General features: G+C 72.9%; 16 protein-coding genes and 1 riboswitch. Of the genes, 10 read left to right on the plus strand and 6 right to left on the minus strand.

What is annotated here, in order from left to right:
- From HPY23_RS09850 to HPY23_RS09865, 4 genes are all read left to right on the plus strand, one after another.
- On the plus strand, window positions 1–1,264 hold a 1,264-nt coding region (locus tag HPY23_RS09850; protein ID WP_200649601.1), incomplete at its 5' end, for a glycosyltransferase family protein.
- Entirely contained in the window at window positions 1,261–2,169 is a 909-nt protein-coding gene (locus HPY23_RS09855) for a class I SAM-dependent methyltransferase (RefSeq protein WP_091885686.1), read from the plus strand. The genes HPY23_RS09850 and HPY23_RS09855, both read left to right, overlap by 4 nt.
- A 98-nt stretch (window positions 2,170–2,267) precedes the next feature.
- Entirely contained in the window at window positions 2,268–3,518 is a 1,251-nt protein-coding gene (locus HPY23_RS09860) for a GT-D fold domain-containing protein (protein WP_060850777.1), read from the plus strand.
- Window positions 3,515–4,372, plus strand: a complete 858-nt coding sequence (locus HPY23_RS09865) for a PIG-L deacetylase family protein (protein ID WP_236012661.1) — start codon at window positions 3,515–3,517, stop codon at window positions 4,370–4,372. The genes HPY23_RS09860 and HPY23_RS09865 overlap by 4 nt, the downstream gene beginning before the upstream one ends.
- A 13-nt stretch (window positions 4,373–4,385) precedes the next feature.
- Here HPY23_RS09865 and HPY23_RS09870 read toward each other — a convergent pair whose 3' ends face one another.
- The 3 genes from HPY23_RS09870 to HPY23_RS09880 are packed head-to-tail and all read right to left on the minus strand — an operon-like array spanning window position 4,386 to window position 7,918.
- Complete coding sequence (locus HPY23_RS09870) at window positions 4,386–5,294, minus strand: glycosyltransferase family 2 protein (protein ID WP_236012662.1); 909 nt, start codon at window positions 5,292–5,294, stop codon at window positions 4,386–4,388.
- 6 nt (window positions 5,295–5,300) lie between these two features.
- Window positions 5,301–7,082 carry an alpha/beta fold hydrolase gene (locus HPY23_RS09875; RefSeq protein WP_139234941.1) on the minus strand — a complete coding sequence of 594 codons (1,782 nt, stop codon included), beginning with the start codon at window positions 7,080–7,082 and terminating at the stop codon, window positions 5,301–5,303.
- A 26-nt stretch (window positions 7,083–7,108) separates the two neighbouring features.
- A complete protein-coding gene (locus tag HPY23_RS09880) occupies window positions 7,109–7,918 on the minus strand; it encodes a WecB/TagA/CpsF family glycosyltransferase (RefSeq protein WP_091885692.1) in 810 nt (269 codons plus the stop codon).
- Between the two features lie 361 nt (window positions 7,919–8,279).
- Here HPY23_RS09880 and HPY23_RS09885 point away from each other — a divergent pair, with 361 nt between their 5' ends.
- The 6 genes from HPY23_RS09885 to HPY23_RS09910 all read left to right on the plus strand — a co-directional run bounded on the left by HPY23_RS09885 (window position 8,280) and on the right by HPY23_RS09910 (window position 15,170).
- Complete coding sequence (locus tag HPY23_RS09885; protein WP_091885695.1) at window positions 8,280–9,659, plus strand: lipopolysaccharide biosynthesis protein; 1,380 nt, start codon at window positions 8,280–8,282, stop codon at window positions 9,657–9,659.
- Between the two features lie 33 nt (window positions 9,660–9,692).
- Complete coding sequence (locus tag HPY23_RS09890) at window positions 9,693–10,766, plus strand: glycoside hydrolase family 5 protein (protein ID WP_200601740.1); 1,074 nt, start codon at window positions 9,693–9,695, stop codon at window positions 10,764–10,766.
- A gap of 32 nt (window positions 10,767–10,798) precedes the next feature.
- Window positions 10,799–11,971: a glycosyltransferase family 4 protein gene (locus HPY23_RS09895; RefSeq protein WP_091885702.1), complete on the plus strand. Its 1,173-nt coding sequence runs from the start codon at window positions 10,799–10,801 to the stop codon at window positions 11,969–11,971.
- Between the two features lie 84 nt (window positions 11,972–12,055).
- Window positions 12,056–12,247: a hypothetical protein gene (locus tag HPY23_RS09900; RefSeq protein ID WP_060850784.1), complete on the plus strand. Its 192-nt coding sequence runs from the start codon at window positions 12,056–12,058 to the stop codon at window positions 12,245–12,247.
- 21 nt (window positions 12,248–12,268) lie between these two features.
- A complete protein-coding gene (locus HPY23_RS09905) occupies window positions 12,269–12,751 on the plus strand; it encodes a YaiI/YqxD family protein (protein WP_060850785.1) in 483 nt (160 codons plus the stop codon).
- A gap of 85 nt (window positions 12,752–12,836) precedes the next feature.
- Entirely contained in the window at window positions 12,837–15,170 is a 2,334-nt protein-coding gene (locus HPY23_RS09910; RefSeq protein WP_091885705.1) for an FdhF/YdeP family oxidoreductase, read from the plus strand.
- Window positions 15,171–15,555: 385 nt separating this feature from the next.
- On the opposite strand, the gene HPY23_RS09915 is transcribed toward HPY23_RS09910, so the two are convergent.
- The 3 genes from HPY23_RS09915 to HPY23_RS09925 all read right to left on the minus strand — a co-directional run bounded on the left by HPY23_RS09915 (window position 15,556) and on the right by HPY23_RS09925 (window position 18,641).
- Window positions 15,556–17,586, minus strand: coding sequence for a TonB-dependent receptor (locus tag HPY23_RS09915; protein ID WP_244537566.1), 2,031 nt, complete (start codon window positions 17,584–17,586; stop codon window positions 15,556–15,558).
- 203 nt (window positions 17,587–17,789) lie between these two features.
- Window positions 17,790–17,982: riboswitch (cobalamin riboswitch) on the minus strand.
- A gap of 140 nt (window positions 17,983–18,122) precedes the next feature.
- Window positions 18,123–18,347, minus strand: a complete 225-nt coding sequence (locus tag HPY23_RS09920) for a hypothetical protein (protein WP_091885708.1) — start codon at window positions 18,345–18,347, stop codon at window positions 18,123–18,125.
- A 75-nt stretch (window positions 18,348–18,422) separates the two neighbouring features.
- On the minus strand, window positions 18,423–18,641 hold the full coding sequence (locus HPY23_RS09925; protein ID WP_091885711.1) for a hypothetical protein: 219 nt from the start codon (window positions 18,639–18,641) through the stop codon (window positions 18,423–18,425).
- Between the last annotated feature and the right edge of the window lie 11 nt (window positions 18,642–18,652).

An 18,652-nucleotide genomic window follows, 5' to 3' on the forward strand; every position in this document is an offset into this window, starting at 1 on the left:
GCCGGCGCTCGCCCGGATCGCCCCGGCGGGCGAGGCCTTCGCCCGCGACGTCACCGAAGCGTACTTCGCCGAGCGCGGCCGGGCCGTCCGGGCGCTGTACACCGAGGGACGCCGGGAGGAGGGCGACGCGCTCCTGGCCGAGGCCGTGCGCGGCGTCGCCGCGCTGTCGGCCGCCTGCCTGCCGGCCGGGACCCGCGCGGACCCGGCCACCCCCCTCGTCCTGATCCTGGCGGACGGCCTGCCGGACGGCGCCCGGCACCGGCTGGAGCGGACCGTGGCGCTCCTGGACGGCCTCGGCCACGCGGTCCGGGTCTTCGATCTCGGCACCGTCCGGGCCTTCGAGGCGGCGCTGCCGGAGGCGCGGGCCGCGATCGTGGTGCGGATGCCGGCCTGGCCCACCGTCGTGCAGGCCCTGGTGCAGGCGCGGCGCCTCGGCGTCCCGACCCTGTACGAGACCGACGAGCTGACGATCGACCCGCGCCTCGCCCCGCCGCCGCTCCCGGCCTTCGAGGGCCGGATCGGCGAGCGGGTCCACGAGGACCTGGTCTTCGGGGTGGCGCTCTACCGGGCGGCCGCGACGCTATGCGACCACGGCCTCGCGCCGACCCGCGCCCTGGCGCGCCACCTCGACCGGGTCGTCGCGACCGGGCGCAGCTTCGTCGTGCGGGATGCGGCGACGCCGGAACCCGGACCGCGGCACCGGCCGCAGGGCCCGGGCGGCGAGGTCCGGCTGTTCCTGCACGCGCCGCGGACGACGACCCTGCGGGCGTCGGATCCCGCGGGCGCGGCGCTGCTGGGCGCCCTGCGGCGGGAGCCGCGGGTCCGGCTCGTCACCGCCGGCTTCGCCATCCTCGACGAGGCGTTCGCGCCCTTCGCCGACCGCATCGCCGAGCTGGGGCCCGCTCCGGACCGGGACGCGGCGCTGCGCGACAGCGACCTCAACATCGTCCTCGCCGACGGCAGCGAGGCGGAGGGCTGCCTCTCGGCGACCGGCTGGCTGGCCGCCGCGCGCCTCGGGATCCCGACCCTGGCGGGCGATACGCCCGGACATCGCGAAGCGCTGGCAGACGGGGTCGACGTCCGGCTCGCCGCCGACGCGGCCGGCTGGGAGGACGGCCTCGCCGCCCTCGTGGCGCGGCCCGACCTGCGCGCGGCGATCGGGGCTGCGGCCGCCGCCCGCACCGCCGCGCACCATTCGCATGAGGCCGCTGCGGACGACCTTCGCGCGGCGATCGAATCTCTCCGCATCGGGACGCCGCGATGACCGACCCGGACCGCTTCAGCCTGACCGCCCTGCGCCGCGCCCTCGCCCGACGCCTCGATCCCGATCGAGGGAGGCCGCCCGCGCCGGCACCGATCCCGGCGCCCGAGCCGGTTCCGGACACCCTCGACGCCCTGCTGGCGCGCCTCATCGAAGCGATCACCGCCCGGGCGACGACGCTGGCGATGGACGGCTCGTTCTACCACGAGGTCGGCCCGGCGGTGGACGGGGAGAGCCTGGAGGCGCGCTCGGCCGAGGACCTGCTCGCCGCCGCCTTCCGCCCCGGCGCGAGGCTCCTCGATTTCGGCTGCGGGGCGATGCACAGCCGGCCCTTCATCGAATCGCTCGGCTATGCGTGGCAGGGCGTCGACTACCTCGACAGCGTCTCGGGCACGGTCCGGGACGAGGTCGGCCGCCTCGGGGACGCGGTGCGGTTCTACGACGGGCGCGTGCTGCCCTTCGCCGACGGGGAATTCGACGTGGTCTGGGCGATGGTGGTGCTCCACCACGTCCAGCACGTCGACCTCAGCTTCGGCGAGATCGCCCGCGTGCTGCGCCCCGGCGGCAAGCTGATCGGCCAGGTCGCCTATCTGGAGCAGATGCAGGATTACGGCACCTTCAACTTCACGCCCTACGGCCTGAAGGTGGCGGCGCAGGGCGCCGGCCTGCGCCTGACCCGGGTCGACCCGAAGCACGACGCCTTCGTGTTCCTGCTGCGGCGCCTGCTGATCACCCTGACGGCGAGCGACGACACGCCGTTCAACGCCATGATGGGCCCCGAGGGCGTCGTCCACCGCAGCCTGATCGAGACGGGGCGGCGGCTCGGCCTCGACATCCGGATGATCAACCTGCTGCGGCTGCTGTTCTGCACGCATTTCGTGTTCGAGATCGAGAAGCCCGCGCCGTGAGCGCCGCGGCGATGCGGCAGCCCTCCGCTGCACCGGAGCCCCCGCGTCCGGCCGCGGCACGCCCGCGCGCCGGCTGGGCACGGGCGGGCGAGGATCCCGTGGCGGCGGTCCGGCTGGCGGAAGCCCTGCGGAATTCCGGCGACATCCTGGGCGCGGGCGCGGTCCTGGCCGAGCTGTGCCGGCTCTTTCCCCACCTGCCCTACGGCTGGCGCGAGCGCGCGGTGCTGCGCTGGCGCGCGGGCGACGCCGCGGGGGCCGCGGGCGACTTCGCCCGGGCGCGGGCGGCGGATCCGGGCGACCTCCTCACCCTGGTCCAGGCGGTGCGCCAGCTCGCCGGCGCGGGCCGGCTCGACGCGGCAGAATCCTGCCTCGCCGATTTCGCGCCGCGCGATCCGGCGCAGGTCCGCCGGGTCGCGCGACTGGAGCAGTTCCTCGCCTACCTGCGGCTCCATCCCGAGGCGGAGGCGATGCGCCTCGCCATGGCGGTCCGGGCGAGCCCGCGCCACCTTGACACCGCGGCGGTGGAGGCGCGGATCGCCGCCGCCCTGGCCGAGAGAAGGCCCTTCTCGCTGATCCGGCTCGGCGACGGCGAGGGCGCCTGGATCAGCGATCCCGACGAGGCGGACGGACGCTTCCGCCAGCTCTACCGTCGCAACCGCAAGCGCATCCTGCGGACCTGGTTCGGCACCGACGCCCTGGTCGACCGACCCGACTTCCTGGCCCTGCGCGAGCGGTTCCTGGCGACGATCCCGGCCGCCTCGGTGGTGGGCGTGACCTACCCGGAGCGGGTCCGGCACGAATACGGCCTCGCCAGCCCCGACGGGGTGCCGAGCTGCACCAACGTGCTGCGCCACGTCGCGCCGCTGGTCGGCGAGGGCGGACCGTCGGTCTGCACCCACGACATCCACCTCGACCTGCACCATGCGGGGGCGCTGCGCCGCCTGATGGCGGCCGGCCACCCGGTCGGCCTGATCTCGTGCCACCCGCCGCTCGCCGCCGCGCTCGCGCGCCTTCCCGGCATCCGGGTCGCCGCCGCCGTGCTCGTGCCCGAGGAGAAGGGCTTTACCGCCGTCATCGGGACGACGGGCCTGGCGGGAACCCACTACCCGGATGCCTTCGGCCGGGTGACCGCGCGCCTGCGCGGCCGGGACTGGTCCGGCACGCTCTGGCTCGTGGCGGCCGGCTATCTCGGCAAGCTCTACTGCCACGAGATCGCCGCGCGGGGCGGCGTCGCCGTCGACATCGGCTCGATCGCCGATGCCTGGTCCGGCAAGGCGACCCGCCCGGGCCTCGCCGACCTCTCGCGCTACCGCCTCGGCGCGCCCCGGCCCGGCGGAGACGCGCGATGACCCATCCGGACGGACACGCCATGGCGACGCTTCGCAAGTCTCTCTCGGCCGATTCTCTCTCCGCCACGACCTCCCACGAGACGGTGCTGCACGGGCTGGGGATGCGCCGGCCCCTCGACCTGGCGGTGGCGGTCGTCACCGCGCATCCGGATGACGAGACGATCGGGCTGGGCGGCGTCATGGCCCACCTGCGCAACCTGACGCTGCTCCAGCTCACCGACGGCGCCCCCCTCGATCCCGCCGCCGCCGCGGGGGCGGGCTTCCCGAACCGGCAGGCCTACGCGGCGGCGCGGCGGGGCGAGATCGTCGACGCCCTCGCGGTGCTGGTCGAGGGCCGGCTTTCCCGCCAGGTCTTCTACGAGGTCCCGGACGGGCGGCTCGCCGACCACCTCGCCGGGGTGGTGGAACGGCTCGTCGAGGACCTGATCTGCGTCGACGCCGTCCTGACCCACCCCTACGAGGGCGGCCATTTCGATCACGACGCGGCGGCCTTCGCGGTGCAGGAAGCCTGCACGCGGCTCGCGCGGCTCGGGGGCCACGTCCCGGCACGGCTCGAATTCACCAGCTACCACCGGGTCGGTGGCCGGTTGCGCACCGGGCGCTTCCTCGACGACCCGTGCGCGCCCGAGGTCGTCGTGCCGCTGACGCCGGAAGCGGCGCGCCGCAAGGAGGCGGCCTTCGCCTGCCACCGCAGCCAGACCGGCAATCTCGGCCTGTTCGGGTTCGGTCCCGAGCGCTTCCGGGCGGCACCGATCTACGACTTCTCGCGCCCGCCCCCGGGCAGCGAGGTCATGTACGGGGTGGAGGTGTGGCGCGGCCTGAGCCGGGCCTTCGCGGCCGCGACGCAGAGTTGACGCGGATCGCCGCCTATTCCCCCGGCGCCATCCCGGCCCTCGGCCGGCCGGCGCAGTAGCCCGCCACCGTCCCGATCGCCCACAGCGCCTTGTCGTACGCCGTCCCGGCATCCCGTCGCAGCAGCGCGCGGCCGCCACTCGCGGTGAAGCGGGCGAGGCGGAAGGCGAGGTAGGGCAGGCCGTAGCGGTGGAGCCGCAGCACCCGGCCGAACCCGCGGGCGTAGTCGGCGGCGCGGGCGTGGCGGCCGGCGCTCGCCACCTGGTCGTGGTGGACGATCAGGCGGTGGCGGAAGACCACTCCCCTCCCCTGCCCGAGGAGGCGCAGCAGGAAGTCGGTCTCCTCGCCGGAGCGGAACGGGGTCGCCGCCCCGACGCCGAGGGTCTCGTCGAAGCCGCCGACGGCGCGGGCGGCCTCGCGGCGCACGAACAGGCCGTTGGAATTGCCCGCCGACCAGACGTTGCGCCGGTCGACCGCGCGGTCGGCAGGCAGGAAGGCCCCGAGGGATTCGCGGCCGGCCGCGTCGAGGGTGCGCCCGGTCACCGCGTCGGCCTGCGGATGCGCCGCGAACAGCCCCGCCACCTCGGCGACCAGGGTGTCCGGGTACCAGCAATCGTCGTCCGGGAAGGCGATCAGCTCGCCGCGGCAGCGGGCGAGCCCGACGTTGCGGGCGCGCGACAGGCCCGGGGCCGAGCGGACATGGTCGATGGCGAGGTCGTCGCGGTAGCGCGCCACCAGCGGTTCGAGGGTGCCGGGCTCGTTCTGGTCGACGAGCACCACCTCGAAGTCGCGGCGGGTCTGGCGGGTCAGCGAGTCGAACAGGCGCTCGAGCTGGGCCGAGCGGCCCTTGGTGCAGACGAGGAGCGAGAGGAGCGGCGAGGAGGCGGGCATGGCGGGGCTCGGGATCGCGGTGTCTCCGGTCATGGGCGTTCAGCCGCTGCGCGAGAGGCGCAGCGACAGGCCGCCCGGGCTTCGGCTCGGCCGAGCCGGGGCCGGCTCGGCGGTCGGCCGCGCCTCTCGCACCACCCGCTCGAGCAGCGCGAAGACCCGGTCCTGGTCGGCCTGGCGACTGAGGTTGTGGTCGGTGCCCGGCAGGATCGTGACCGGATAGCCGAGGCGGCGGCCGATCCGGTCGTCCGAGGCGCCGAAATGCGCCTGTACGGTCGGGATGCCGAGGTCGTCGGCGCTGTAGACCATGCAGATCCGCGCGCCGCGCCGGCGGATGCGCGCCACCCGCCCGGCGACGCTGGCGCGCTGCAGCGTGCGCCACGGCATCCGGGCGCTCCAGCGGTCGAGGCGGGCGGCGGCGTCGCGCAGGAGCGCGGCGGCGATGCGCGACAGCCCGATCTCGCCGCTGAGGATGCGGCGCCAGAACCGGCCCTGCCGGGCGCGGGCGAGGTAGCCCTGGCTGTGGCGGAAGGTGTCCCGCACCATGGTCTCGACGTCGGTGCCGGGCTTCAGGTCGAAGCAGTACAGGTTGACGAGGAGGGCGGCGCGCAGGCGCGCATCCTGCGCCAGGGCCTGGAACGCCTGGTAGGCGCCGCTGCAATTGCCCAGGATCACGCCCGGGGTGTACCCAAGCCCCGCGAGATGGTCGATCGCCGCCGTGACCTCGCCGACCGAATCCGCCGCGTAGAGCGGCAGCGAGCCGTCCGGCCGGTCGGGACTGTCGCCGATGCCGCGCAGATCGAAGCGGAACGAGGCGATGCCCGCCGCCGCCAGCCGCCGCGCCATCCGGGTGGTCTGCCGGCCGTGCCCGGCCCGCGGATTGCGGCCGGAATTGACCACCAGCACGGTATCGCCGCTCCACGCGCCGGCCGGCCGGCACAGGATGCCGACGAGGCCGGGGCCGAAGCGCGACACCTCCTCGGACCACGCCGCGTCCGTCAGCCGGCAGGGCTCGAGGGATCGGTCCCGCGCCCCGTCCCTCTCCCCCGTCGCGCCGTCCACCGCGAAGTCGCGCACGAGCGCGAAGGTCTGCTCGGGGGTGCGGGAGAAGAGCGGATCGGAGACGAGCTGGGTCAGGTCGGGGAACGGCCCGGTCTCGACGGCGCTGCCCAGCGCCCGGTAGCGCCCGGCCAGGGCCTCGACCTTCGGGCCGAGCAGCAGGATCCGGGGCGCGGGCGGGCGCGCCGGCGCCATCAGGTCGAGGCCGGCGAGGTCGGTGAGGGTCCGGGCCCCGAGCACGAAGCTGCCGACCATCAGCGCGTCGGGCTCCTGGGGCATCGGCGTGCGGTCGGGCATCACGTCGAGGAGGCGCGACTGCATCGCCATCTCGCGCCGGTAGGCCTTGCCGGTGACGAACGGGCTCAGCATCACCAGCCGGTCGATCCCGGCCCCCGCGGAATCCTCCTGCGACAGGGCCGCCAGGGTGGCGCCGAGGCGCAGGCCTACGACCGCGACCTCCTCCACCCCCGCCCGCTCGCGCAGGAAGGCGATGCCGGCGCGGATCGCGTCGAGGGCCGCCGGGATCTCGGGGCCGTCGGGGTCGCGCGAATCGCCCTGGCCGGGATAGTCGAAGCGCAGGGTCGGGCAGCCGGCCCCGGCGATCGTCGCGGCGAGCTCGCGCCAGGAGCGGTAGGCGCAGCCCTGCTCGAAGCCGAAGGTGCCGCAGAGCAGCACCCCGCGCCGCAGCGGGCCGGGCGCGTACCAGGCGAAGGCGTCGCCCAAGGCGCCCGGAATGGCGACCGGGATGGGATCAGTCGGGCTCACGGCGTGTCTCGGGGTCGGGGACGGGCTCACGGGCGGGCGACCCGCACGGGGTGGTCGCGCAGCCAGCGCGCGAGCCGGAGCTTCAGGATCGTGACGAGGAAGACCGCGACGTCGAGGGTGTAGCGGCGCCCCAGCCGGCGCGGCTCGCGCAGGAGGCGGAAGACCCATTCGAGCCGCAGCGCCCGGACGGCCTCGGGCGCCCGGGTCGCCGTGCCGGCGATGTAGTCGACGAGCGCGCCGACCCCCATCAGCAGGCGCGCGTCGAGCCGCGCCCCGTGCTCGGCGATGAACAGCTCCTGGCCCGGGTTGCCGAGGGCGACGAGCAGGATGTCGGGCGCGGCGGCGTTGATCTCGGCCACGACCGCGCCGGCCTCCTCGGGCCGGAAATAGCCGTGGCGCACGCCGACGACCCTGTGCTGGGGATAGGCGAGCGCGAGGTTGCGGGCCGCGGCCCCGGCGATGCCGGGCTTGGCCCCCAGGAGGTAGAGCGTGCGCGGCGTCGTCTCGGCGGCCAGGAAGGCCGGGACGAGGTCGGTGCCGTTGAGGTTCTCGCGGAAGAACCGGCCGCGGAACAGCGCCGAGCACAGGTCGATGCCGAGGCCGTCGCTGACGAGGAGGAAGCCGCGCAACGCCGCCGCGTAGGCCGGCTCGCGCAGGGCCGCCAGCAGCATGTTGGCGTTGCAGAAGCCGAGGCAGAGCTGGGTTTTCCGCTCCAGCACCTCGTGCAGGTGAGCGAGGAGCTCGTCGCGGGTGAGATCGGCGACGCTGACGCCTTCGAGGTCGAGCCGGTCGGCGCTCGCAGCTCGGGGCGCCGTGTCGAGGGCGCGATCAGGCATGGGACGCTTCCGAGGGGGTGGGAGGATCCGTGTCGAGGCAAGATCATCGCCGTGATCGGTGAAGAAGTACCGACCGGCGCCACCCCGCGCAAAGTCAATGCGCCGCCCCCGGACGGAGATGCAGCCTTAATTCGGCACAAGGTTAACGACACCTTGGAGAGATTTCGACTCGCAGGTTTCGCAACCTTGACGAAAGGCTAAGCTTGTCGTCATGGGTCGACGATCGCGATGCTGTCGCGGCGATTGTCTTGGGCGCACGAGATCGCGTTAAAGGCCCGATAGGAGATGGCTGCTACGCCGGGCGGGAGGAGGGCCGGCACCGGCTGCCGCCCACCCGCCCGATCGAGAGGCGACGGACACGATGCTGACACTCGTCGCGCGACTGCGCCGGTCGGGGCGCTCGCAGCAATTCGCCTCGGCCTTCGTCGCCCGGATCGCCAGCGCGGTCCTGGGCTTCGTGATGCTGCTCGTCGCGAGCCGGCTGCTCACCACCTACGAGTACGGCGTCTACGTCTTCCTGTTCACCCTCGGCAGCGGGCTCGGGCTGATCGCGGCGCTCGGCCAGCAGAACCTGGTGCTCAAGCATTACCGGGCTCAGGGCGGCGTCGGGCCGCACAACGACGCCCTGGTGCGCTACAATCTCGGCTGGCTGACCGCCGCGACCGTCGCGATGGTGGCGGTGAGCGCGGCGGTGTTCGTCGCCGAGGAATCGCTGCCCGATCCCTATCACCGGCTCCACCTCGCCTGCGCCTTCGCGGCGGTGTTCGCGCTCGCCGAGTACCTGCAGAGCTACTTCCGCGTCCACGGCCGGATCTGGCTCGCGCTGCTGCCGCGGGAGGTGATCTGGCGCGGCGCCTGCTCGGTCGCGTTCGCCGCCGCGGCGCTCCTCGGCCTCCTCGACGGTGCCACCGCGGCGATGCAGATCCTGCTCGGGCTGCTCGCCGCGACGACGCTCTACCAGTTCTGGCACCTCGCGGCCCATCACGGCTGGGATTCCTGGCGCGGGGGCCTCTGGCGCGGGGGCCTGCGCCACCCCGCCAAGGGCGCGGCCTGGCGCGGTGAGAGCCTGCTGTTCACGGCCAACAACGCCATGGTGGCGGTAACGGCCTTCCTCGAGACCGTGATCGTCGGCGCGCTGCTGGGCATGGAGCAGGCGGCGTTCTACTTCGTGGCCCTGCGCTACGCGACGCTGGTGAACCTGCCGAGCGCGGCGATCGACACGGTCAGCATGCCGATGATCGCCGCCCATTTCCAGGCCGGCGACCGGGTCGGCGCGCAGCGCCTGGTCGGCCGGCTGTCGCTCGCGAGCTTCGCGATCTCCGCGGCCGGCGCCCTGGTGATGGCGGTCGGCGCGCCGTTCGCGCTCGCCCTGTTCAAGCCCGATTTCGCCGCCCATACCGACGTGCTGATGGTGCTGAGCCTGTCCTCGGTCGTCATCGCGTTCTTCGGGCCCGGGGCCACGCTCCTGACGATCGGCGGCGGCGAGCGCTACATCTTGGTCGCCAACGCGGCGTTGTTCTCGGTCTACGCGGTGCTACTCTGCCTCGTGGCGGTGCCGTTCGGCATCCTCGGCGTCGCGGTGGCGAACGTGGTCTGGACGGTGGTGATCAACCTCGTCCTGGCGCGCTGGGTGCGGGCGCACTGGGACGTGGACAGCCGGGCGACCGCCTTCTTCACGCGCCGGGCCTGGAGCCCGGTGCCGGCCGTCCCGCCCGGGACGGTCCCCCAGGCGGCAGAGTGACGGGCAACAGACGTGACAAGCGACCGACCCGACATGGCCCGCCCGCTCGCCCGCTTTCCCTCCGCCGCCCTGTCGCTGGCCGGTCCCCTCCTCGCGGGCGCGCTTCTGGCGGCCGCGCTCCCGGCCGAGCCGGCGCGCGCGGCCCAGCCGGCGCCGCTCCTTTGCCTGCGCGGGGTCAACATCAGCGGGGCCGAGTTCGGCACCGTGCCGGGGCGCTACGGCTTCGACTACCTCTACCCCTCCGCCGAGACGATCGGCCGCTTCGCCGCCCTCGGGCTGACGGCGATGCGGCTGCCGATCCGCTGGGAGCGGCTGCAGCCGGCCCTGCGCCAGCCCCTCGACCCGGACGAGCTCGCCCGGCTCGAAGCCGCGGTCGCGGCCGCGACGCAGGCCGGCCTGCGCACGGTGATCGACCTGCACAACTACGCCTATCACGGCAAGGCGCGGGTCGATTCGGAGATGGTGACGGCCGAGGCCTTCGCCGACCTCTGGCGGCGGCTGGCGCAGCATTTCCGCGGCGACGCCTCGGTGGCGTTCGGGCTGATGAACGAGCCGCACGACATCCCGGCCGCGCGCTGGCTCGTAGCCGCCAACGCCGCCATCGCGGCGATCCGCGAGACGGGGGCGAGGCAGCTGGTCCTGGTCTCGGGTTCGGGCTGGAGCGGCGCCCATAGCTGGACCGCCGATTTGCCCACCGGCAACAACGCCGCGATCATGCTCGGCGTGGTCGATCCGGCCCGCAACACCGCCTACGAGGTCCACCAGTATCTCGACGCCGACTTCTCCGGCACCCATGCCGAGTGCAGCCGGGGCGCCGACGCCCTCGAGGCGGTGGAGCGCCTCACCGGCTGGCTGGCGAAGACCGGGCGCCGCGCCTTCCTGGGCGAGATCGGCGCCTCGGCGCGCCGCAACTGCCCGGAGCGCCTGCGGGCGGTGCTCGACCACGTCAACGCCAACCCGCAGCAATGGGTCGGCTGGACCGCCTGGGCTGCCGGCGACCTGTGGGCGCCCGACTACCCCCTGAAGCTCGACCCCGCCGGCGCCAACGCTCCCGTGGTGGCCGCGATCCAGGCCGCCGCCCAGGCCAAGCCGACCTGCGAGCGGTGAGCGGCGCGACGAGCCCTGGGGAGAACCCCGTCATGACGAGCCCGGCGCGGCCCCTCTCGATCCTCCACGTCGTCCGCCAGTTCCTGCCGAACCGGGGCGGACTCGAGGACGTGGTCGCCAATCTCGCCCGCGAGCAGGCGCGCCTCGGCCATCGGGTGCGGGTCGTCACCCTCGACCGGCTGTTCTCGAAGCCCGAGGTGCGGCTGCCGGCGCGCGAGCGCCTGGAGGGGATCGACATCGAGCGGATCCCGTTCTCCGGCTCGCACCGCTACCCGCTGGCTCCCTCTGTGTTTCGCCACCTCGGCGACGCCGACCTCGTCCACGTCCACGCCGTCGACTTCTTCTTCGATGCGCTGGCCTGGGCGCGGCCCTTCCACCGCCGGCCGATGGTGGCGACGACCCACGGCGGCTTCTTCCACACCAACGCCCATTCGCGGCTCAAGGCGCTGTGGTTTTCCGGCCCGACCCGGGTGAGCGTGCGGGCCTACGAGGGGATCGTCGCCTGCAGCGAGAGCGATGCCCGGATGTTCGCGCCGATCACGCCCGCCGGCGTGACGGTGATCCCGAACGGGGTCGACCTCGACAAGTTCGCGGGCGCCGCCTCGGCCGCGCCGCGCCGCGCCCTCCTGACGATCGGCCGGTTCTCGCACAACAAGCGCCTCGACCGGCTGCTTTCCGCCATGCGGGCGCTCGGCCCCGGCTGGCGGCTGCGGATCGTCGGGGTCCCGTCCGACGTGACGGTCGCGGCGCTCACCGCCGAGATCGACCGGCTCGGCCTGACCGACGCGGTGACGCTCCATGTCGGGCTCGACGTCCCGGCGGTCCGCGAGCTCATCGGGCAGTCGAGCCTGTTCGTCTCGGCCTCAGAGTACGAGGGCTTCGGCCTCGCGCTGATCGAGGCGCTGAGCGCCGGCCTCGTTCCCGTTGCCCATCCCAACGACGCCTTCGCTTGGCTCAAAGAGCGCCACCCCTTGATTTCGCTGTGCGATTTCGCCGACCCCGCGAGCGCGGCCGGGGCGATCCGGGACGCCTACGCGCGCCTGGCCGAGGGCCGGCTCGATCCCGGCGCCGCAAGCCTGCCCGGTGCCGAGGATCTGTCGGAGTACCGCTGGCCGCGTGTCGCCGCCCGCTACGTCGCGCTCTACGAGGCCGCCCTGGCGGGAACGGGCGCAGGGACGGGCCTCCGCCCGTCAACATCTCGTTAACCCTCTTCCCCGACCCTGGGCGGCCCCCTCCCCTGCCCCGGGGCGCGCGTCCTGCGCGCCGGCCCCGCCAGCACAAGGACGAAGATGCAGCTCGTCGTGACCGCCCACACCGCCGACGGCCCGCTCTCGCACCAGCGCACCTCGCCCGAGGACGCCCTGCAGAAGGCGCAGGAACTCGAGGCCGAGGGCCACGATTGGGTCGTCATCACCGACATCACCGGGCGGCACTACGCGCCGCCGGAATTCGACAGCCTGTTCCTCAATCCCGGCCGCTGACGCTCCAAGTCCCCACGCACCATGTCCTCGACCACCATGTCCCCGATCACCGTCTACGTCGACGCCGATGCCTGCCCGGTCAAGGACGAGGTCTACCGCGTCGCCGGGCGGCACGGCGCGCATGTCGTGGTGGTGGCCAACAGCTTCATCACCGTCCCGCGCGAGCCGTGGATCGAGCGGGTGATCGTCTCCGACAAGTTCGACGCCGCCGACGACTGGATCGCCGAGCGGGCCGGGCCGCACGCCGTCGTGGTCACCGCCGACGTGCCGCTGGCGAGCCGCTGCGTGAAGGCCGGGGCCAGCGTGCTCGGGCCCACCGGCAAGGCCTTCACCGATTCCTCGGTCGGCATGGCGCTCGCCACCCGCGACCTGATGCAGTCCCTGCGCGAGGCCGGCGCGGTCACCGGCGGTCCCAAGCCGTTCTCGGCCAGGGACCGTTCGGCCTTCCTCGGCGCCCTCGACCGGGCCCTGGTGCGGCTGCGGCGCAACGCCCAGGGCGGCTGAGACGGACGCGGGCGAACTTCCCTACCCCCTGCGGGTTCCCTGTCGTCGGCCGCGGTTCCCGCGCCTGCCGCACGGGAGAGCCAGCATGTCGGTCGAGGAAAAGACGGTCCACTACGACAGCCCGGCCGGCGGCTGGGGCTCGGTGCGCGGCATCGCCGAGGTGTTCGGCAAGGAATGGGCGACGCCGCTCGCCACCGAGACCCTGTTCCACCAGAACAAGCCCGGCGGCTTCATGTGCACGTCGTGCTCGTGGGCCAAGCCCGCGAACTACCACCCGTTCGAGTTCTGCGAGAACGGCGCCAAGGCGACGCTGTGGGAGCTGACCACGCGGCGCTGCAAGCCCGAGTTCTTCGGCAAGCACACGCTGACCGAACTGCGCGGCTGGAGCGACTACGAGCTGGAGCAGACCGGACGCCTGACCCATCCCTTACGCTACGACCGCGCCAGCGACCGCTACGTGGCGTGCGGCTGGGACGAGGCGTTCCGGGAGATCGGCGCCGAATTGCAGCGGCTCGATCCCAAGTCGACGGTGTTCTACTCGTCGGGACGGGCGAGCCTCGAGACCTCGTATCTCTACGCCCTGTTCGCGCGGCTCTACGGCCACAACAACCTGCCCGATTCCTCCAACATGTGCCACGAGACGACCTCGGTGGCCTTGAAGAAGGTAATCGGCGAGAGCGTCGGCACGGTGGTGTTCGACGATCTGTCGACCTGCGACGCGATGTTCTTCTTCGGCCAGAACACCGGCACCAACTCGCCGCGGTTCCTGCACCCGCTGCAGGAGGCCTCGAAGCGGGGCGTGAAGATCATCACCTTCAACCCCGTGCGCGAGCGGGGTCTGGAGAGCTTCACCAACCCGCAGAGCCCGGTCGAGATGCTGACCCGCAAGGCGACGCCGATCAGCGCGCAGTACCACCAGGTCCGGCCCGGCGGCGACATCGCGGCGATCCTCGGCCTGTGCAAGCACGTCTTTGCCGCCGACGACGCCGCCAAGGCGCGCGGCACCCGCGTCCTCGACGTCGACTTCATCGCCCAGCACACGACCGGGCTCGACGCGTTCGAAGCCAAGGTCCGGGCGACCCCGTGGGAGGAGATCGAGCGCGAATCGGGACTGGCCCGTGCCGACATCGAGGCGGCGGGCCAGGTCTATGTCGAGGCCGAGCGGGTCTGCGCCTTCTACGGCATGGGCCTGACGCAGCACGTCCACGGCTTCGAGAACGTCGCGATGGTCGTCAACCTCCTGCTGCTCAAGGGCAATATCGGGCGCGACGGCACCGGCGTGTCGCCGGTGCGGGGCCACTCCAACGTGCAGGGGCAGCGCACCGTCGGCATCTCGGAGAAGCCCGAGCTGGTGCCCCTCGACCGGATCGCCGCGCAGTTCGGGTTCGAGCCGCCGCGGGAGAAGGGCGTCAACACTGTCGAGGCCTGCGAGGGCATCCTGAAGGGCACGATCAAGGCCTTCATCGGCCTCGGGGGCAACTTCGTGCGGGCGATCCCCGACCAGGACCGGATGGAGAAGGCCTGGACCGGCATGCGGCTCACCGTGCAGGTCGCGACGAAGCTCAACCGCTCGCACCTCGTCAACGGCGAGATCGCCTACCTGCTGCCCTGCCTCGGCCGGACCGAGGAGGACAAGCAGGCGGGCGGGCCGCAGGCGGTCAGCGTCGAGGATACGTTCAGCTGCATCTACGGCTCGAAGGGCCGCCGCACGCCGGCGAGCGACTTCCTGAAATCCGAGGTCGCGATCGTGGCCGGCCTCGCCAAGGCGACGCTCGCGCCGAACCCCAAGGTGACCTGGGACGCCTGGGTCGGCGATTACGGCCTGATCCGCGACGAGATCGCCAAGACCTACGTCGAGGAGTTCCACGACTTCAACGACCGGCTCTGGATCCCCGGCGGGTTCTACCGCGGCAACTCCGCCCGCGAGCGGATCTGGAAGACTGAGAGCGGCAAGGCCACGTTCACGGCGCCAGGGGTGATGTCGGCCGCCGGGTTCGGGGATGCGGACGGGCGCTACCGGCTGATCACCATGCGGTCGAACGACCAGTTCAACACCACGATCTACGGCTACAGCGACCGCCTGCGCGGGATCGAAGGCACCCGCGACGTGCTGCTGATGAACCCGGCCGAGATCCGCCGGGCGGGCCTCACGGAAGGCCAGGTCGTGTCGCTCGTCAGCGATGCCGGCGACGGCATCACCCGGGAGGTGACCGGCCTCACCGTGACGCCGTTCTCCCTGCCGGACGGGTGCCTGGGGGCCTATTACCCCGAGATGAACCCGCTGATGGCGCTCTCGCACCACGACATCCAGTCGGGAACGCCGGCCGCGAAATCGGTGCCGGTGCGGATCAAGCCGGAGGCCGGCGGACCGAAGGCCGACCGGCGCGAGCCGACCGGGCATTCGGCCCATCCGATCTGAGGGGGTGCCGCCCCCCTCCCCCACCCCGGTTGGGCCTCCGGCACCACGCATCAAAGTGCCGGTTGCACACCGATGGCGCACAATTGTGCTTGTGTGGGGGCGGCGCGGCGGCTACCACTGTGATCACAGACACGACACAAGCCGCCCTCGAGAGCGGTCCGCAGTCTGGGGAGGAAGGCCCTCTTGAAGGGCAAGCACCGCCGCGACGCCATCGCGGCGGTGCTTCTCGTTTGGGGTCACGCCGCTCCACGAGATGACGAACGTGCCGGCGGTGACGCCGCCGCTCGCCAGCGCCCGCCCCCGGACCGCTCGCGGCCGATGGCCACCACCGCGAGAGATCCCGCCCGGCCGATGGCCTCTGAGGGATACGACGGGACTGCGCCCGTCAGAACCGCCCCGCCAGGGTCAGGCGCAACGCGGTCGGCTCGACCGGGTGGAAGTGCCGGTCGGCCACGGCGGCGGCCTCTCCGGGCAGGCGGGACTCGTAGAAGTAGGTGATCTGGTCGGCCTTCGCGTTCGTCAGGTTGAGCACGTCGAGGGCGAGGCTCACGCCGTTGTCGAAGGCGTAGCCGAGCCGGCCGTTGAGCAGCGCGGTCGGCTTCGAGCGCACCGAGTTGTCCTCGATCAGCGGCCGGGAGCCGAAGTAGCGGAAGCGCAAGGATCCGAACCAGCCCCGGCCCTCGCCGAAGGTGACCCCCGCCGACGCGATGGTGGTCGGCGCCTCCGGCACGCGCTGGCCGACGGGGTCGCGGTCGGAGAAGCGCGCGTTGGTGATCGTCAGGTCGCCCTCCAGCCGCAGCCACGGCGTGACCGCGTAGTGGTTGCTCCACTCGATGCCGAAGCGGCGGGTCGGCCGGCTCGGCTCGGTGGTACCGGTGTCGCCCTGGAACAGGTTCTCGGAGGCGAAGTCGAGCCGGAACAGGGCGAGGCTCGTCTCCAGCCCGGCGATGGAACGGTTGCGGATCCCGACCTCGTAGCCCGTCGAGGGCACCAGGAACGGCGAGCGGCTGATGTTGAACAGCGGGCTTGCCGGATCGACCGTCGCGGTGACGCCGCGGACGTCGTTCGAGTGGAAGCCGCCGCCGTAGTTCACGTAGATCTCGGTATCGAGCCACGGCCGGAGCACCGCGCCGAGCTTCGGGGTGACGATGCCGTCGCGGGCCCGGCCCGAGTTCGCCGGGGTGTCGGAGCGGACATCGGCCGAGTAGCCGTCGGCCCTGAAGCCGACGCTGGTGCGCAGCCAGTCGGTCCAGCGCACCCGGTTCTCGTAGTAGAACGCCGCGCTCGCCTCCAGCACCCGGTCGTCGAGCACCGTCGAGCGGTACTGCCGCGCCGTGGTGTTGAACAGGCCGACCCGGATGTCGTCGGTGCGGGTCTGGAGGCCGATCTCGTTCTCCATCGGCAGCCCGAGCAGGTCGCCCTGGAAGACGCGGCTGATCTCGCCCCCGCCGAGCACCCGGGCGTCGCGCTGGCGGAACTGGTCGCCGTTGACGGGATCGTTGAGGAAGTAGGTGAAGTTGTTCCAGAGGTTCATCTGGTAGCGGATCACGTAGGCCGAGGCCCGGGTGATGCCGCCCGCGTCCGATTGGCTCCAGCGTCCCGAGAGCGAGAAGCGCCCGGTCTCGCCGCCATCGGTCGGGTCCAGCGTGCCATAGCGGCCGATGATCCCCTCCGCCACCGCCCGCTCGGGGATCTGGTTGGTGGCGTTCCACTTCGCCCAGTAGGCCATGCCGGTGACGGAAAACCCGTCGGTCGCGGTGCCCTGGCTGTAGCGGGCGACGCCGTTGAGCTTGCGCAGGGCATCGGGCACCACCCACGGCCCGTCGTAGGTCTGCGCCTCGCCCGCCACCAGGAGGTTGCCCGCGCCGAGCGGCACGGAGGCGGCCGAGAGCCCGCGCTTGTAGCCGAAGCTGCCCAGCGTGGTCAGCGCGACGTTGCGGTCGAGCTTGTCGAGGTAGTCGATCCGCACCGATCCCGCCGAGGCGAAGTCGCCGTCGCGGACGAAGTACGGGCCCTTGTGGAATTCGACGGCGCCGACGAGCTCGGGGATCAGGAAATTGAGGTCGGCATAACCCTGGCCGTGGGCATGGGTGCGCATGTTCACCGGCATGCCGTCGACGTGGATGGCGATGTCGGTGCCGTGGTCGAGGTTGAAGCCGCGCAGGAAGAACTGGTTGGCTTTGCCCTCGCCGGAATGCTGGGTGACGATCAGGCCCGGCACCGATTCCAGTACCTCGCCGGGACGGGTGACGGGGCGGCTGTTGAGCTGCGCGCCCGAGATGATCCCGGCGCTGGCGGCATCGACGGTCGCGAGCGCTCCGCCGATGCCGGTGACGCCGCCGACGTAACCGGCACTGGCGGCGGGGCCCGACGACGCGGGCGGCGGGGCGGAGACCTCGATCTCGTCGAGGCGGATCTCGCCCGCAGGCCCCTGGGCACCGGCAGGCGAGGATGCCACGGCGGCGATGCAGGCGACGAGCGGGGGAACGAACGAAAGGCGGGAGGCAGGCACGGTCGGGACTCGGGCAACGGCAGTGGCACGTCACCGCGAACGAGGCCGCCCGGATCGCGAAGACCCGTTCCGACACCCGTCAGGACACCCCGCCCGACGCGCTTCGCGCGTGACCACGACTGACGGCAGGTCTCCTGGCTCGCGGGTCGGTGCCCGCCACCGTCTTCCCGGGTGAGTCACCCAGTGACTATGGTGGTGGAAGGCTCGCCGCTTACAGTTGCGGGGGCAGCCGCGGCATCGGGTAAACCCCCACCGCGTTCCCTTTTGATCCCCGAGGGGAACCGTCGCCGTGAGGGTGGCGGTTCGGGGGATCCGGGTCAATGCCCCGCGGTGCGATTACGAACGCGCATGTCTCGTCGCCGGCAGGTCGTTGCACCCGGGCACCGATGCGCGCCGGGCCGGTCCGCGGTCGAGGCCACGCCCCGGGACACGATCCGGCATCACGCGGTCCGCTCCGGTTCCGGCGGATCCGGAAACGGCGTCCAGTGGGTGAACGCCTCCGGGGCGTAGCCGTGCTCGGTGGTGGCGACGTGCCAGGGGCGCGCATCGCCGACACGCCCGGGATCCCAGCGGATCACGGCGCGCCGGTCCGGCTCGTCCCGGTGGATGGCGATGATCCAGCGGCCGTCCTGGGGCGCGCGATCGATGGGCCTCCAATCGGTCATCGGCTGCTCCTCATCGTCTGCTCCGTCGCGGCGGACACTCGTCGTCCAACGCGCCGCGCCTGCCGCCGTTCGCCGTCAGCGCGGCGCGGACCCGCGCACCAGGCGCTCGCCGGCCTCGCATTCGCGCAGGAAGGTCGCCCGTCCGTCGCCGGTGATGCCGCTCCGGTCGGCCTTGGCCTCGCAGACCTCCCGTTCGCCAGTCCGCGGCACATCCTCGGCGAGGGCGGCGGCGGGAGCCAGGAAGGGGGCCAGGACGGGGGCCAGCAGGGCGAGGAGCAGGACGGCGCGGCGCATGGCGGATCTCG

This window comes from Methylobacterium ajmalii (assembly GCF_016613415.1).
GTDB classification, from domain to species: Bacteria; Pseudomonadota; Alphaproteobacteria; order Rhizobiales; family Beijerinckiaceae; genus Methylobacterium; species Methylobacterium ajmalii.